Annotated in this window: 15 protein-coding genes; 7 read left to right on the top strand and 8 right to left on the bottom strand. The window is 66.7% G+C overall.

The window, feature by feature from the left end; translation table 11 throughout:
• Nucleotides 1-13: 13 nt before the first annotated feature.
• Nucleotides 14-1,624, bottom strand: coding sequence for a S10 family peptidase (locus KAK88_RS07045; protein WP_242078427.1), 1,611 nt, complete (start codon nt 1,622-1,624; stop codon nt 14-16).
• 141 nt (nt 1,625-1,765) lie between these two features.
• On the opposite strand from KAK88_RS07045, the gene purN reads away from it, so the two are divergent.
• Complete coding sequence (purN, locus tag KAK88_RS07040; RefSeq protein ID WP_242078426.1) at nt 1,766-2,368, top strand: phosphoribosylglycinamide formyltransferase; 603 nt, start codon at nt 1,766-1,768, stop codon at nt 2,366-2,368.
• Nucleotides 2,369-2,454: 86 nt separating this feature from the next.
• Nucleotides 2,455-4,539 carry a M13 family metallopeptidase gene (locus KAK88_RS07035; protein ID WP_242078425.1) on the top strand — a complete coding sequence of 695 codons (2,085 nt, stop codon included), beginning with the start codon at nt 2,455-2,457 and terminating at the stop codon, nt 4,537-4,539.
• 91 nt (nt 4,540-4,630) lie between these two features.
• On the opposite strand, the gene KAK88_RS07030 is transcribed toward KAK88_RS07035, so the two are convergent.
• A complete protein-coding gene (locus tag KAK88_RS07030; RefSeq protein WP_017504673.1) occupies nt 4,631-4,831 on the bottom strand; it encodes a YMGG-like glycine zipper-containing protein in 201 nt (66 codons plus the stop codon).
• A gap of 213 nt (nt 4,832-5,044) precedes the next feature.
• Complete coding sequence (ndk, locus tag KAK88_RS07025) at nt 5,045-5,464, bottom strand: nucleoside-diphosphate kinase (RefSeq protein WP_017504672.1); 420 nt, start codon at nt 5,462-5,464, stop codon at nt 5,045-5,047.
• Between the two features lie 151 nt (nt 5,465-5,615).
• On the opposite strand from ndk, the gene KAK88_RS07020 reads away from it, so the two are divergent.
• Together KAK88_RS07020 and KAK88_RS07015 are read left to right on the top strand one after the other, a co-directional pair.
• On the top strand, nt 5,616-7,538 hold the full coding sequence (locus tag KAK88_RS07020; RefSeq protein WP_242078424.1) for an ABC-F family ATP-binding cassette domain-containing protein: 1,923 nt from the start codon (nt 5,616-5,618) through the stop codon (nt 7,536-7,538).
• The gene (locus KAK88_RS07015; RefSeq protein WP_242078423.1) at nt 7,535-7,786 is read left to right on the top strand and encodes a DUF2164 domain-containing protein; all 252 of its coding nucleotides are present in this window, start codon (nt 7,535-7,537) and stop codon (nt 7,784-7,786) included. The genes KAK88_RS07020 and KAK88_RS07015 overlap by 4 nt, the downstream gene beginning before the upstream one ends.
• Before the next feature lie 80 nt (nt 7,787-7,866).
• On the opposite strand, the gene KAK88_RS07010 is transcribed toward KAK88_RS07015, so the two are convergent.
• Nucleotides 7,867-8,076, bottom strand: coding sequence for a DUF3126 family protein (locus KAK88_RS07010; RefSeq protein ID WP_017504669.1), 210 nt, complete (start codon nt 8,074-8,076; stop codon nt 7,867-7,869).
• A gap of 85 nt (nt 8,077-8,161) precedes the next feature.
• On the bottom strand, nt 8,162-9,361 hold the full coding sequence (locus KAK88_RS07005; protein WP_242078422.1) for a DUF1624 domain-containing protein: 1,200 nt from the start codon (nt 9,359-9,361) through the stop codon (nt 8,162-8,164).
• 51 nt (nt 9,362-9,412) lie between these two features.
• Between KAK88_RS07005 and KAK88_RS07000 the strand changes: the two genes are divergently transcribed.
• Nucleotides 9,413-11,488, top strand: a complete 2,076-nt coding sequence (locus KAK88_RS07000) for a TonB-dependent siderophore receptor (protein ID WP_242078421.1) — start codon at nt 9,413-9,415, stop codon at nt 11,486-11,488.
• 9 nt (nt 11,489-11,497) lie between these two features.
• Here KAK88_RS07000 and cysE read toward each other — a convergent pair whose 3' ends face one another.
• Together cysE and KAK88_RS06990 are read right to left on the bottom strand one after the other, a co-directional pair.
• Entirely contained in the window at nt 11,498-12,325 is an 828-nt protein-coding gene (cysE, locus tag KAK88_RS06995) for a serine O-acetyltransferase (protein ID WP_039243758.1), read from the bottom strand.
• Nucleotides 12,326-12,345: 20 nt separating this feature from the next.
• On the bottom strand, nt 12,346-12,972 hold the full coding sequence (locus tag KAK88_RS06990; RefSeq protein WP_242078420.1) for an NUDIX domain-containing protein: 627 nt from the start codon (nt 12,970-12,972) through the stop codon (nt 12,346-12,348).
• A 45-nt stretch (nt 12,973-13,017) separates the two neighbouring features.
• Here KAK88_RS06990 and KAK88_RS06985 point away from each other — a divergent pair, with 45 nt between their 5' ends.
• A complete protein-coding gene (locus KAK88_RS06985; RefSeq protein ID WP_242078419.1) occupies nt 13,018-13,611 on the top strand; it encodes a nitroreductase family protein in 594 nt (197 codons plus the stop codon).
• 72 nt (nt 13,612-13,683) lie between these two features.
• Nucleotides 13,684-14,346 (top strand): DedA family protein, encoded by a 663-nt coding sequence (locus KAK88_RS06980; RefSeq protein WP_242078418.1) that lies wholly within the window; start codon nt 13,684-13,686, stop codon nt 14,344-14,346.
• Here KAK88_RS06980 and KAK88_RS06975 read toward each other — a convergent pair.
• Nucleotides 14,318-15,190 (bottom strand): DUF817 domain-containing protein, encoded by an 873-nt coding sequence (locus KAK88_RS06975; protein WP_431307210.1) that lies wholly within the window; start codon nt 15,188-15,190, stop codon nt 14,318-14,320. The genes KAK88_RS06980 and KAK88_RS06975 overlap by 29 nt on opposite strands.
• Nucleotides 15,191-15,272: the final 82 nt, after the last annotated feature.

The following is a 15,272-nucleotide window of genomic DNA, read 5'->3' as shown; positions in this document are numbered from 1 at the left end:
GTTCGCGCGGGGCTTACCGCGCCCCGCCGTTCGCCGTCTCGGCGTAGAAGCGCGACAGGTCGGCGTGTAGCTTCACCAGGGCGTCGTGGCTAAGGTACATCATGTGCCCGCCCTCATAGTAGGTGAACTCCAGGTTCGGCCGCAGGCTGGGCTCCAGCATCATCTGGGCCAGGTCGAACTCGGTCGAGAAGAAGGGCGTGGCGGCGTCGTAATAGCCGTTCAGAGACATCACCTTCAGATACGGATTGCGCCGCATCGCCGTGGCCAGATCAATGGCCGTGTTCGGCGTCGTCTGCGGCCCGCCCACCGGCGGACGGTGGCTCCAGTTCCAGTTGAAGCCCGGCAGACCGCGCGCCGACATCCGGTATTCAACGTCGGTCTTGTAGTTCAGTTGGTTTGCCACATAGTCGCGGAAGATGCCGAAATAGGCCCCCGTCACGGCCGAGCTGGACGGATCATCCTCCGGCTCGCCGCCCGCCGCATCCTCGTCCAGACCCATGTAGCGGGTGTCCAGCCGCCCGATCGTCTGGCGCCGGTCGCGCAGCAGTTCCTTGCGGAAGGCGCCGAGGTCCACGCGCATATTGGCGTTGTCGATGAAGGTGGTCGACAGGCCGGTCAGTTCGCTCATCTGGCGCACGATATCGGCGCGCTCGGCGTCAGAGATCATGTGCCCCTTGGCCAGAGCTGATGCATATGGCCCCAACGCGAAGTCACGCGCGTGCTGAACCTGTTCCTCGACCGTCGCGGCCGGGTTCGCCAGCTTGCGATGATACCAGGCCGTCGCCGCATAGGTCGGCAACAGGGTGACGAAGTTCTGCGGATACCCAGGCTGACGCACGCCGTAGTTCATGATCGACGACAGCAGCACCACGCCGTTCAGCGACATCCCGCGATCTTCAAGCTGGAACGCCACCGCACCGGTGCGCAGCGTGCCATAGGATTCGCCGATGATGTATTTCGGGCTGGACCAACGGCTGAACTTGGTCGTGTAGCGCATGATGGCGCGGGCGAAGGCGTCGGCGTCTCCGTCCACGCCCCAGAAGGTCGAGCCCGGCGTCTCGCCCAACGGACGCGAGAAGCCCGCGCCAACCATGTCGATGAAGACCAGATCCGTCTGATCCAGCAGAGTCTGGTCGTTCGGGCCGAAGGCGAAGGGCGCCGGCCGCACCACGGTCGGCTCATCGGTCTGGACCCGCATCGGCCCAAACGAGCCCATATGCAGCCACACGGTCGGCGAGCCTGGTCCGCCGTTGTAGAGATAGGTCACCGGCCGCGTCCCGACCGGCTGACCCTCCAGTGTATAGGCGGTGTAGAACAGGCTGGCGGTCGGCATCCCCGCGTCATCGCGGATCGTCAGGGTGCCCGCCGTCGCCTTGTAGCGCAGGGTCTTTCCGTGCGCATTGACCGAATGGGCCGTCGTGACCTCGGTCTCCTCGACCGGTGCGCGCGCCCAGTCCTTTTCGATCGCCTCGGCGTTGGCGTTGCGGAACCGGTCGGTTGCGGAGCGCATCGCGGCGCCCCCGCCATTGTTGCTGCTGCTGTTGGTCCCGCTTTCCTGGGTCAGCGCCGCCGCGGGCGCGCCCAGCATCGCGGCGATGGCCGCGAGGCAGATCAGTCTTTTCATGCGATAGTCCCCTGTACACGCCAACCCACGACCCCTCGCCATGCGGTCGGCGTTACACGCTAACGCCCGAATCCAGCCGACAACAAGGGTGGATCGCGTTTGAACTTGCCAAGCGTCGCCCGCGCCGTCATGCGAGGCGCCATGTCGCCCCAAGCCGCCCCGCCCGTCCGCGTCGCCGTCCTGATCTCGGGGGCGGGCTCCAACATGGCGGCTCTGATCGACGCCGGTCAGGCGCCGGACAGCGGCTATGAGGTCGTGCTGGTGCTGTCGAACATCGAGGGCGCGGGCGGTCTGGCGATTGCGGCGGCCAAGGGCGTGGCGTCGGCGACCGTGGCGCATAAATCGTACGGCAAGGACCGTGAGGCGCATGAGCGGGCGGTGGACGCCGTCCTGCGTGACGCCGGCGTCGAGGTGGTGGCGCTGGCCGGCTATATGCGCGTTCTGACGCCCTGGCTGGTCGGCGGCTGGCGCGAGCGGATGCTGAACATCCACCCCAGTCTGCTGCCCCTCTATCCGGGTCTGGACACCCACGCCCGTGCGATCGCCGCCGGCGACGCCGAGGCCGGCTGCACGGTCCATTTGGTGACCGAAGGCGTGGATGAAGGTCCGATCTTGGGCCAGGCGCGCGTGCCGATCGTCGAAGGCGACACGGCCGAGGCCCTGGCCGAACGCGTCAAGACCGCCGAGCATCAGCTTTACCCGCGGGCGCTGGCCGACTTCTGCCGAGACCTGCCTCGCCGTTAGCGGCGCGAAGATTACAAAAACGTCATGCGACAGACCGCCGCACCGGCGCAATGGTGCGCCGACCTCAATCGGGACCCTCTGTATCCATGACTCGCATTCGTCTGATGGCCGCCTGCTCGGCCTGTATCGTCGTCGCCCTCACCGGCGGCGCGGCCTCGGCCCAGGACGCTTCGGCCCAGAACGCTTCGGACCAGCATTCGCACGGCATGCCTGGCGCGGCCCACAGCCCCTTCGGCGCCTGGGGCTTCGATCTGGCCGGTCGCAACACCTCGGTGAAACCCGGCGACGACTTCAACGAATACGCAAACGGCACCTATCTGCGCACGACGGAGATTCCGGCCGACAAGTCGCGCTTCGGCCCGTTCGACGTCCTGTATGAGAACGCCCAGTCCCAGCTGAAGTCGATCATCGAGACCAGCGCCGCCAATCCCGCCAACGAGAACGCCCGCAAGGTCGGCGCCCTGTACGCCAGCTTCATGGACGAGGCGAAGATCGAGCAGCTGGGCGCAACGCCGCTGGCCGCCGACCTCGCCGCCGTCAAGGCGGTCACCGACCACGCCGGCATGGCGCGCCTTATGGGCGAGAGCCATTCGGGCTTCGGCGGCTCCCTGTTCGGCATCGACGTGTTCGAGGACCTTAGGAACCCCAATCTGAACTCGGCCTATCTGGGTCAGGGATCGCTGGGCCTGCCGGACCGCGACTACTATCTGAAGCCCGACTTCGCCGCCCAGCGTGAGGCCTATCTGGCCTATCTGACGACCACCTTGACCGCCATCGGCTGGGCCGATCCGGCCAAGACCGCCGCCGACATCCTGGCCTTCGAAACCAAGGTCGCCGACAAGCAGTGGACGACGGTCGAGCGTCGCCAGATCGATAAGCTGTACAACCCGGCCAAGGCCTCGGACCTGGCGACCCTGGCTCCCGGCTTCGACTGGGCCGGCTTCCTGGCCGGCGCCCAGGTGTCGGATGTCGACACCCTGGTCCTGATGGAAAACACCGCCATCCCCGCCATCGCCCAGGTGTTCGCCGACACCCCGATCGAGACGCTGAAGGCCTGGCAGGCGTTCAATGTCGTCGATCAGGCCAGCCCCTATCTGTCCAAGGCCTTCGTCGACGCGCGCTTCGACTTCCGCGGCAAGACGCTGCGCGGTCAGCCCGAGAACCGTCCGCGCTGGAACCGGGGCGTGGCCCTGGTCGATGGTCAGCTGGGCGAGGTCCTGGCTCAGGAATACGTCCGCCTGCACTTCCCCGCCTCCTCCAAGGCCCAGATGGAGGCCCTGGTCGGCAACATCCGCGACGCCATGACCGAGCGGCTGAAGACCCTGGACTGGATGAGCGAGCCCACGCGCGAGCAGGCCCTGTACAAAATGTCCAAGTTCGGGGTGAAGATCGGCTATCCCGACAAGTGGCGCTCGTATGACGGGCTGGAGCTGAAGGCCGACGACCTGTACGGCAACGTCGAACGCTCTTCGGCCTTCGAATGGGCCTACAAGCGCGGCAAGATCGGCAAGCCGGTCGATCCGCTGGAATGGGGCATGACGCCCCAGACGGTGAACGCCTACTATAACCCGCCGCGCAACGAGATCGTCTTCCCGGCCGCCATCCTGCAGGCGCCCTTCTTCGATCCGAACGCGGACCCGGCCGTCAACTACGGCGGCATCGGCGCGGTCATCGGCCACGAGATCACCCATGGCTTCGACGATCAGGGCCGCAAGTCGGACGGCGACGGCGTGCTGCGCGACTGGTGGACGCCGGAAGACGCTGCCCGCTTCGAGGCGCGCGCCAAGGTGCTGGGCGACATCTATGACAAGCTGGAGCCGATCCCCGGCGTGCACGTCAACGGCGACCTGACGATGGGCGAGAATATCGCCGACCTGGGCGGCCTGCTGCTGGCGCTGGACGCCTATCACAAGTCTCTGAACAGCCAGCCGGCGCCGGTCATCGACGGGCTGACGGGCGATCAGCGCGTCTTCCTGGGCTGGGCGCAGGTCTGGCGCGAGAAGTCGCGCGAGGCGGCTCTGAAGGAGCAGCTGACCACCGACCCGCACTCGCCCGGCCCGGTGCGCGCCGCCACCTCGCCGCGCAACATCGACGCCTGGTACGCGGCCTTCGGCGTGTCCCCGGACCAGAAGGAATATATCGCGCCCGAGGCCCGCGCCCGCATCTGGTAAGGGCGCCGGACGTCAGACGTAGAAAAGGCCCGGAGCGAACGCTCCGGGCCTTTTTGTCATCCGGGCTTTCGCCCCAGTGACTTAGCCTGATTTAGCGGGGCTTGGTCGCCGCGCCGGCGACGGCGCCGATGGCGGCGCCGGCCACGGTCGAACCCGTGTTGCCGCCGATGACCTGACCGGCGACGGCGCCGCCCAGGGCGCCCGTGGCGGCGCGTTGTTCCATCGTCTGGCCGCAGGCGGCCAGCAGGGCCACGACGCCGATGACGGGGGCCAGTTTGATCATGGTCTTCATGGGTCTTCTCCGGGAGACGAACGAGATAATGACCACCAAACGACAAGGCCCGCGTCCGGTTCCGGGCGCGGGCCTATATAGTCACGCTATGCGAGAGCTGACGCTCTCGCATAGCTCCTCTTTTTTGCGCTACGCTCGGAACGCGGTTCCTTGCGACTTGAGCGCTTGGTGCTCGTGCTACGCTCGGGACGCGGTCCCTCGCGACTTGAGCGCTTAGCCGACGATCTGGTCGTCGGTGAAGAACTGGGCGATTTCGATCTTGGCGTTGTCCTGGCTGTCCGAACCGTGGACCGAGTTTTCACCGATCGACAGGGCGAACTGCTTGCGGATGGTGCCTTCGGCGGCCTGCTCCGGGTTGGTGGCGCCCATGACTTCACGATAGGCGGCGACGGCGTTGTCGCCTTCCAGCACCTGAACGACGACCGGCTCGGCCGTCATCTGCTCGACCAGTTCGCCGTAGAACGGGCGCTCGGCGTGCACTTCGTAGAATTTCTTGGCCTGTTCAGTCGTCAGCTTGACGCGGCGCTGGGCCACGATGCGCAGGCCGGCGCCTTCGATCACGGCGTTGATCGCGCCGGTCAGGTTGCGGCGCGTGGCGTCGGGCTTGATGATCGAGAAGGTACGTTCGGTCATGGGAATTGACTTCTTGTTGGGAGATTGAGTGTCGCGGGCTTATAGCGACCACCTCCCACGTTTCCAACCGTCCCTTTTTGCATCCCTGACGCACGCCGCATGGCGACCTGCCGATTGAGGGACGCCGACCAATCGAAGAACCTTCGCTGCAATGCTCCAGATCACCGACCTGACCTTCAACGCCTGGGGCCGCAAGTTTCTCGTGGACGCCTCCGTCAGCCTGCCGCCCGGCTCCAAGGTCGGTCTGGTCGGCCGCAACGGCATCGGCAAGTCGACCCTGTTCAAGCTGATCCTGGGCGAGCTTCACGCCGCCGGCGACGAGATCAGCCTGCCCAAGACCGCCCGTATCGGCTCGGTCGATCAGGAGCATCCGGCGACCCCCGTCAGCGTCATCGACACTATCCTAGAGGCCGACGTCGAACGCCATACCCTGCTGGGCCGGCTCGAGACCGCAGAGCCGGAAGAGATGGGCGAGATCTGGTCGCGCCTGATCGAGATCGACGCCGACGCCGCGCCCGCGCGCGCCGCCGAAATCCTGGTCGGCCTGGGCTTCGATCAGGAAAACCAGGCCCGGCCGATGTCGGAGTTCTCGGGCGGCTGGCGGATGCGCGTCGCTTTGGCGGCGGCCCTGTTCGCCGAGCCGGACATGCTGCTGCTGGACGAACCGACCAACTACCTCGACCTGGAAGGCGCCCTGTGGCTGGAGGCGCGGCTGAAGAAATACCCGCACACCGCCCTGATCATCTCCCACGACCGCGAGATGCTGAACGAGGTCTGCACCCACATCCTGCACCTCGCGAACCACACCCTGACCCTCTACACCGGCAACTACGACGCCTTCGAAAAGGCCCGCGCGGAAAAGGCCCGGCTGCAGTTGTCGGCCAAGGCCAAGCAGGACGCCGAACGCGCTCACCTTCAGGCCTTCGTCGATCGCTTCAAGGCCAAGGCCTCCAAGGCCGCCCAGGCCCAGTCGCGCATGAAGCGGCTTGAGAAGATGCAGCCCGTGGCCACCACGATCGAGGAGCGCGTCGCCCCCTTCACCCTGCCCTCTCCGCCGCGCCCGCTGGCCCCGCCGCTGATCCGGCTGGAGCGGGCCAATGTCGGCTATGAGCCGGGCAAGCCGATCCTGCGCAATCTGAACCTCCGCATGGATCTTGACGACCGGATCGGCCTGCTCGGCGTCAACGGCGCCGGCAAGTCCACCTTCGCCAAGATGATCGCCGGCGCTCTGGACGTGTCCGAGGGCGAACTTCACCGCGACAGGAAGATGCGCGTCGGCTGGTTTCACCAGCACCAGATCGAGGCGATGGATCCGACCGACACGCCGCTGGAGATCATCCGCCGCGCCATGCCCGACGCGCCCGAAAGCGCCCGCCGCTCCAAACTGGCCCAGTTCGGCCTGGGCTATGAGAAGCAGGAGACCACGGTCGATAGCCTGTCGGGCGGCGAGCGCGCGCGCCTGCTGCTGAACATGGTGGCGATGGATGCGCCCCACGTCCTGATCCTGGACGAACCGACCAACCACCTGGACATCGACAGCCGCCGCGCCTTGCTGGATGCGCTGAACGACTACAACGGCGCCGTCATCCTGATCACCCACGACCGCTCGCTGATGGAAATGGTGGCGGATCGCCTGTGGCTGGCCGCCGACGGCACGGTCAAGCCGTTCGACGGCGACATGGACGACTACGCCAAGTTCGTCCTCGACCGCGCCAAACAGGCCATCGCCAAGCCCAGCCAGATCAAGAAGGAAGAGGCCAAAGCGAGCTCAGGCGCCCCTCAAGCAGAGAGCGCCAATTCTTCAAAAGGCGGGGGCGCGAACGATAGGGGCAACAAGAAGCGATCCGGCCCTTCGCCCTCAACCCTGCGTCACGCGGTCAAGAAGGCGGAGGAGACCATGACCCGCCTGACGGCCGAGATCGCCCGCATCGACGACGACATGGCCACCGCCTCGGTCAGCAATCCCAAGGCCCTGGAAGGCCTGACCCGCGCCCGCGCCAAGACGGAGGCTGATCTCGCCGCCGCCGAAGCCGCCTGGGTTGCCGCCGAAGAAGCCCTGGCCGAGGTCGCATGAAACCGATCGAATTCTCCAGGGAAGAACGCGCGGCGATCACCGCCAAACTGCGCGACTATTTCGCCCGCGAACTGGATCAGGAACTCGGCCAGCTTCCGGCCGAGATGCTGCTGGACTTCATCGGCAAGGAGATCGGCGGCGCCTTCTACAATCGCGGCGTCCACGACGCCCAGCAACTGGTCCAGCAGAAGGCCGAGGACATTGTCGAGGCGCTCTATGGCCTCGAACGCGCGGCCCCCACGCGCTGACCGGCCCGTATCGCTGAACGGGTCGGCGCAAACGAAAACCGCCCGGCGCATTCACGCCGGGCGGTCGGATCGGTCGGCGGTTAGGCCGGAAGGTCTTCGGCCAGGATCGCCATTTCAAACATGAACGAGCCTTCCTCGTCCTCGTCCTCGAAGACGATGCCGATGAACTCGTCGCCGACATAGACCTCGGCCGAGTCATTCTGCTTGGGGCGGGCCTTCACGATGATGCCGCCGGTGTTGAAGGTGCGCTTGAGGTGGGCCTCGATGCGCTTCAGGTCGGTGTCTTTCACGGGGGGGCCTCATGGTCTGAACGTTGGCGGCGGACCCTAGAGACATCGGTGGTTCAGGGAAACTGGCGTCGCGCATTTTCCCGTCTCAGAGATACTTCATCCACCATTGCGAACTGCGCCGCTTGACCCCGCCGAACCAGCGGCAGGCGAACCAGCAGGGCACGGCGACCACGGCCGCCAGCAACCACACCCAGCCAACGCCGGGCACGCCGAAGCCCTCGCCCTGATTGGCGCCGAACAGCATCAGGGCCGCCAGGTTCAGCAGATGCAGCCCGTAGAGGTGGATCAGATAGAAGAACAGCGGCGCTCCGCCAAAGACCGCCAACACGCCGACCAACCGATCGGGCGCCTTTTCCAGCCCCGCCAGGATCAGCGCCCCGACGGCCAGCGTCAGCAGCAGGAAGTCGGCCGACGGCGGATATTTGGTCAGGTTCAGCACGCTCATCACCGTCTGGATCGGCGTCGCCTGCACGGCCCACGGCGCATCCCCATAGACATCGATCGCCCGCAGCACGATGAATAGAGCCAGCGCGCCCACTCCGATCAGCACCAGCCGCCTCAGCCGCGTCCTCTGCTCGCCTGCGAACCACGGGCCGATGGCATAGCCCAGGGCCGCCACCCCGATCCAAGGCAGCAGCGGATAGGACGTCCTCGCCTGACCGCCCCAAGGTAAGTCTATAAATCCGCGATCATGCAGCACAGCCCAGATCGCATGGCCCGGCTGTCCCGCCGCGATGGTGATCGGGTCCAGCAGATTGTGACCCAACACGATGACCAGCCCAACGGCGATCAGCACCGGGCGCTGCAGATGCACCAGGGCCGCCAGCGCGATCATCGACAGGCCAATGACCCAGATCACCTGCAGGTAGATCAACTCGGGCGTGATCGAGAAGGTCCAGGCGAAGTTGACCACCGTCAACTCCAGCACGACCAGAAACAAACCGCGCTTCAGCAGAAAGGCCGATGCCGCGCCGGCGCCGTTCCCGCCGCCCGCCTGCTTGTTTCCGTACAGCCAGGCCCCCAACCCCGTCAGGGCCACGAACACCGGCGCGCACAAATGGGCCGACAGCCGGGTGAAGAACAACGCCGGCGAGGTCGTCTCCACATTCATCGGGTCCGAGACCTGGGCGTGGATGAAGAAGAACTCCCGCGCGTGATCGACCAGCATCAGCAGGATGACCAGGCCTCGCAGGGCGTCGATGGATCGGATCCGACCGACCGCACGGCGGGGCGCGGCAGTCGAAGAATCGGAGGCGGGAACAAGCGTTGCAGCGGTTGACATCATCAGGCGGAAGCGGATAGCCGATACAGTATAACATTTCAAACGGAGCCTGCCTTGTCCCTCCTTCTGAGCTGCGCCGGCGCGTGCCTGCTGGTCGCCGCCAACGCCCCCGCCCCCGTCGCTGTCGCGGCGGTCGAGCCTGAAACGGTAGGGGAGATCGTCGTTCTGGGCCGCCGCTCGGCGCCGCGTGACCTGACCCTGGGCGCAGGACCGATCACCGAGGCCATGTCGCCGTCCAGCCGCGCTATCGAGAACGATCTGATCAAGGCCGTGGGCGCGACGCGCCTGGCCGATGCGCTGGAACTAGTCAGCTGCGTCAGTCAGCAGAACAATCGCGGCGGCGTCATGGACAACTTCGCCATTCGCGGCTTCCTGGGCACGCCCGACGGCGGGGCGGAATATTATGTCGACGGCTTTCTGGCCAATCGCGGCATGGCCCCGCCTCGTGACCCGGCCACATCCGAGCGGATCGAAGTGCTGAAGGGGCCGTCCGGCGCGCTGTTCGGCGACATCGATCCGGCCGGACGCATCAATATCGTGTCCAAGACACCGCGCTTTGCCACCGCCGCCGCCTTTACCGCCACGGTGGGATCGTTCGGCCTGCGTCGCGGCGAACTGGACCTGACCGGTCCGGTCAACGACACCCTGGCCGGACGGCTTGTGGTGGCGGGCGAGACCTCAAACGGCTGGCGCGACTATGTCGGCCTGGACCGCACCGTGGTGGCGCCGTCCCTGACCTGGCGTCCAAACGATGATCTGCGCCTGACCTATGTGGGCGAGTTCACCACCTTCACCGCCCTGTTCGACCGAGGAATGCCGGCGATCAACGGCGACGCGCTGTTCCTGCCGCCCTCGAACTACTACGGCGAGCCCGGCGACGGCGTGACCCGGTTCCGGAACGAACGGCATCAGATCACCGGCGAGTACCGGATCAATGACGACTGGAGCCTGAACGGCGGCGTCGCCTGGCGCGGCGGCTCGCTAAAGGGTCTGTCGAGCGACCATTCGCGCCTGGTCGGCGATCAGTTGTGGCGCCAGCGCCGCGGACGCGACTTCTCGGTCGAGGACCTGTCGGCCCGGCTGGAGCTGAACGGCGTGCTCCAGACGGAACTGGGCGTTCACAACCTCGGTTTCGGGGTGAAGGCCTATCAGCTGACCTATGGCGAGAAGTGGCTGCGCATCAATCCGACTGCGGCCAATCCCTATCCGATCAATGTCCTCAATCCCGTCTATGGCGCGGTCACGCCGCCGACGCCCCTGCCTTTTACCGACAATCTGGAAACGCGCGACGTCGTCACCCTGTACGCCCAGGATCTGTGGGAGGTGAACGACCGCCTCAGCCTGCTGGCCGGGCTGCGGTTCGACGACTACGATCAGACCATCCGAAACAACCGCACCGGCGCCGTCGGCGAGGCCCGCGACACGCCCCTGAAATACCGTTTCGCCGCCCGCTATCGCCTGACCGACAACCTGACCGCCCACGCCAGCTATGGTCAGTCGTTCGTGCTGAACTCGGGCACGGGCCGCGACGGCTCCAGCTTCGCACCCGAGGATGGCAAGGGCTATGAGATCGGCCTGGCCGGCGCCTGGGACGGTCTGGACCTCGCCGCCACCGTCTTCGACATCGAGAAGTCGAACATTCTGACGACCGATCCGGTCGATCCCAATTTCCTGGCCCCGGTCGGCAAGCTGACGACGCACGGGATCGAACTGGACGGCGCCTTGAAGATCGACGACGCCTGGCAGGTGGTCGCCAACTACGGCTGGACCGACGCCAGGGCCGACGACCGCGCCTTCGCCACCGACGCCGTGCTGAACGTTCCCGAACATTCCGGCTCGCTGTTCGTCATCGGTCGCTTCCCCACGACCCACGGCACGACCTGGTCGTTCATGACCGGCGCGGCCTACGTTGGTGATCGGGCCGGCGGCCTGGCGCTCGGCGCGCCCGAACTGCCCGCCTACTGGAAGGCCAAGGCGGCGCTGGACTATGGCCTGACGCCCCAGGTCACCGCCCGCGTCGAGGTCGACAACCTGTTTGACGCGCGTTACGCCGCCAGCTCCTACAGCGCCCTGTGGATCTACCCCGGCGCCCCGCGCAGCGTCCGCGCCTCGCTCAGGATCGCCTTGTGAGACGTCGGCTCAGATGACGAAGTCGTACACCACATCGGCCAGTGTGTGATCCATGGTGCGGGCCGGTTCGGCGTTGGTCGGGCAGTTGACCAGCCGGGCCGGCACCCCCGCCACGGTGCAGCCGGACGGCACGGCCTTCAGCACCACCGAGCCGGACGCCACCTTGGCGTAGTCGCCGACGTGGATATTGCCCAGCACCTTGGCCCCGGCGCCCAGCAGGACGCCTTTGCCGATCTTGGGATGGCGATCGCCGCGTTCGGCGCCCGTCCCGCCCAGGGTCACCCCGTGCAGCATCGACACGTCGTCGCCAACCACCGCCGTCTCCCCGATCACGATGCCCGTGCCGTGATCCAGAAACAGCCCCTTGCCCATCTGCGCGGCCGGATGGATGTCCAGCTGGAACAGTTCGGAGATCCGGCTCTGGAAATGGAAGGCCAGCGTCTCGCGCCCCTGCCCCCACAGCCAATGCGCCACGCGCCAGCCCTGCAAGGCCTGGAAGCCTTTGAAATACAGGAAGGGCTGCAACAGGTTGCGGATCGCCGGGTCGCGTTCGGCCACGGCTTGAAGGTCCGCCTCCGCCGCCTCGACCATCGACGGATCGGCCTTGAACGCCGACAGGCAGACCTCGCGCACCGACATGGCGCTCATCTCGCCGTCCGCCAGCTTGCGCGCGATCTGGAAGCTCAGCGCGCCAGCCAGGTCGTCGTGCGACAGGATCACCGCATTCATCTGCGAGCCCAGTTGCGGCTCCTCGCGCGACGCCGCCTCGGCCGAGGCGCGCAGCTGACGCCACACGCTGTCGATTTCGGTTTCCGCAACGACTTCCAGCTTGGCCATGACCGGCTCCTTCGGCGACATCATACGCGCCCCAGCAAGGCGCGCGCCAGCGCCTCGGGCAGTTCGCCGTTCATCGCCATATGATAGGCCTTGTAGGCCGTCGCCACCGTCAGGCTGTCACGCACCGTTCCCCGCCCGATCTCGTCCAGCAGATCCACGAACGGCACACGCACCACGGCGATGATCTCGGTCGGGTCCGGGTCGGTCGGCGCGGGCGACAGGCCCCAGGCGATCCAGGTCATGGCGATCTCGTCGGTGATGGAGTTCGACATCTCGACCTTCAGCGCCGGCAGCCAGTGTTCGGCCTGCAACCCCGCCTCTTCGGCCAGTTCGCGCCGGATGCCGTCGAACGGATCTTCGTCCAGCGGCGCGCCGCCCTCGGGCATTTCCCAGCTGTAGTTGGCGTGGGCGAAGCGCTGCTGGCCCACCAGAGTCACCGTCCCGTCCTCGTGCACGGGCAGGACGCCCGTCCCGACGTTCTTGAACCGCACGACGGCATAGTCGGCCTTCATCCCGGTCGGCGCCGTCGCCGGATGCCGGGTCAGCGCCATCCAAGGGCTGTCGAACACCGTCTCGGTTCCGTCGCTGCGCCAGGCCGGCGGTTTCGCCAGCCCCTCGGCCCATTTCGGTTCGTCGGATTTGCGCATGGGCCACCTATGGCGAAGACGCGGATGAAAGCCTAGCTAGACGGCATGGTCGCGCTCAACGAACCCCTGCCCCCGCCCGTTCCGTCGAAAGATTTCCGGGACCGCCTGGCCCAGCGGCGCTCCGCCCCGGCCCAGGCCCTGGTCGCACCCGGCCCGTCCGAGGCGGAGCTGGACGAGATCCTGACCCTGGGCGCCCGCACGCCCGACCACGGCAAGCTGTTCCCGTGGCGGTTCGTGGTCCTGGGTCCCCAATCGCGCGCCGACATCGCCGCGCGCCTCGCCGTGCTGGTCGAACTGCGCAACGGCCCGGCCAAGGATCAGGCGGTCCTGGCCAAGCTGACCGCCGCACCCGTCACCATCCTGGTCGTCTCGACACCGGTCGAAGGGTCCAAGCCGATCTGGGAGCAGCACCTGTCAGCGGGCGCGGTCTGCATGAACCTGGAACACGCGGCTTCCAGCTTCGGCTATTCGTCCAGCTGGATCACCGACTGGTACAGCTACGACCCGCAAGGCGTCGCCCTGTTCGGCCTGACCGAGGGCGAGAGCGTCGCCGGCTTCATCCACATCGGCACGCTGAAGGAACCCGCGCTGGAACGGCCGCGTCCCGACCTGGCCGCCAAGGTCACACGCCTGCCGTAAGCGGGTGACATAAGGTCGCCCTACGTCGGTTTGCCCTCGACCGACCCCGCCTTCCTCCCCCAAGGCCTTCGTATGGATTCCCTGTTGCAAGCCGTGGGCGATTTCATCGCCCGCAACCATATGTGGGCCGGCGTCATGCTGGGTCTGGTCGTGTTCGTCGAGTCGCTGGCCGTCGTCGGCGCCTTCGTGCCCGCCACCGGCCTGCTGGTCGCGGCGGGCGGCCTGATCGCGGCCGGCGTGCTGGATCCCGTCAACGTCATCGTCGGTTGCGTCATCGGCGCGGTCATCGGCGACGCCATCTCCTACTGGGCCGGACGTCGGCTGGGCGTGCGCTTCCTCCAGCGCCCGATGTTCAAGGCGCACCGTCGCCGCATCGCCTGGACGCGTCTGTACTGCCGCCGCTACGGCGTCATGTCGATCTTCGTGGGCCGCTTTTTCGGGCCCTTGCGCGCCTTCGTGCCCCTGACGCTGGGCATGCTCAGGATGCGTCAGCGCGCCTTCCAGTTCGGCAATGTCACATCCGGGATCGTCTGGGTGATGGCCATGCTAGCGCCGGGCTATCTCGCCGCCCAGGGCCTGGCGAAGATGGAAGTGCTCAGCGAGGCCCACGGCCCCACCCTGCTGATCGGCGGCCTCGCCGTCACCATCCTGATCGTCGCCGTGGTCTATCGCCTGGTGAAGGCTCGCATGAGCCGCAAGTCCGCCGTCATGCGCGGGGCGCTACAGGGCCGCTGACCTCCTCTTCCGGTCGATGCACCAGCGAGACCAGCACCACCGAGATGATCATCAGCAGGAACCAGCTGCCCAGCTTGGCCAGGGACACCATCTCCCACCCGTCGGCCTGCCCCGGATAGACCCAGGCCCGCCCCAGCGTGCCCAGGTTCTCGGCGAACCAGATGAACAGGGCCACCAGGAAATAGCCCAGCAGCAACGGCATCGACCGCCGCTTCCGGTCCGCCGTGAAATAGAACCACCCCCGCCCGAACAACACGGCGGTCGCGATGAACAGCGCGACGCGCACGTCCGGCAGCCAGTGATGGGCGAAGAAGTTGACGTAGATCGCCGCCGCCAGCACCCAGGTCGTCCACAGCGGCGGATACCCCCGCACCCGGATATGGAAGATCCGCTGCACCCGCGCGATATAGCTGCCGACCGCCGCATACATGAAGCCGGAGAACAGCGGCACCGCCCCAATCCGCAGCAGACTCTCCTCGGGATAGACCCACGACCCGTGCGCCGTCTTGAACAGCTCCATGATCGTCCCCGCCACATGGAACAGGAAGATCACCCGCGCCTCTTCCCAGCTCTCCAGCCGGAAGATCAGCATCGCCGCCTGGATCACCACCGCCCCGACCGCCAGAAAGTCGTAGCGCGACACCGGCGCCCCCTCCGGCCAAAGCAAACACGTCCCCAGGATCAGGGCCAGCATCAGCCCTCCGAACAGACACGCCCACCCCTGCTTCAGTCCGAACCACAGGAACTCATAGGCCTGGCGCCGCGCCCGCGACCCATCCGCCCACGCCTCCGCCCGCGTCATCAGACGACGGCCCCAGGCTTCGAGCGGAAGTGCGTGGTTCATCGCACTACCCGTGACGGGCCAGCGCGAAACTTCAAGAGCGGACCGCTCCAACGCCGCAGCGTTTCAACCGAACGAAAGGAAC

The organism is Brevundimonas diminuta (assembly GCF_022654015.1).
Classification (GTDB): Bacteria; Pseudomonadota; Alphaproteobacteria; order Caulobacterales; family Caulobacteraceae; genus Brevundimonas; species Brevundimonas diminuta_C.
Note: the sequence above shows the minus strand (reverse complement) of the source record. Positions and strands in the feature narration are given on the sequence as shown.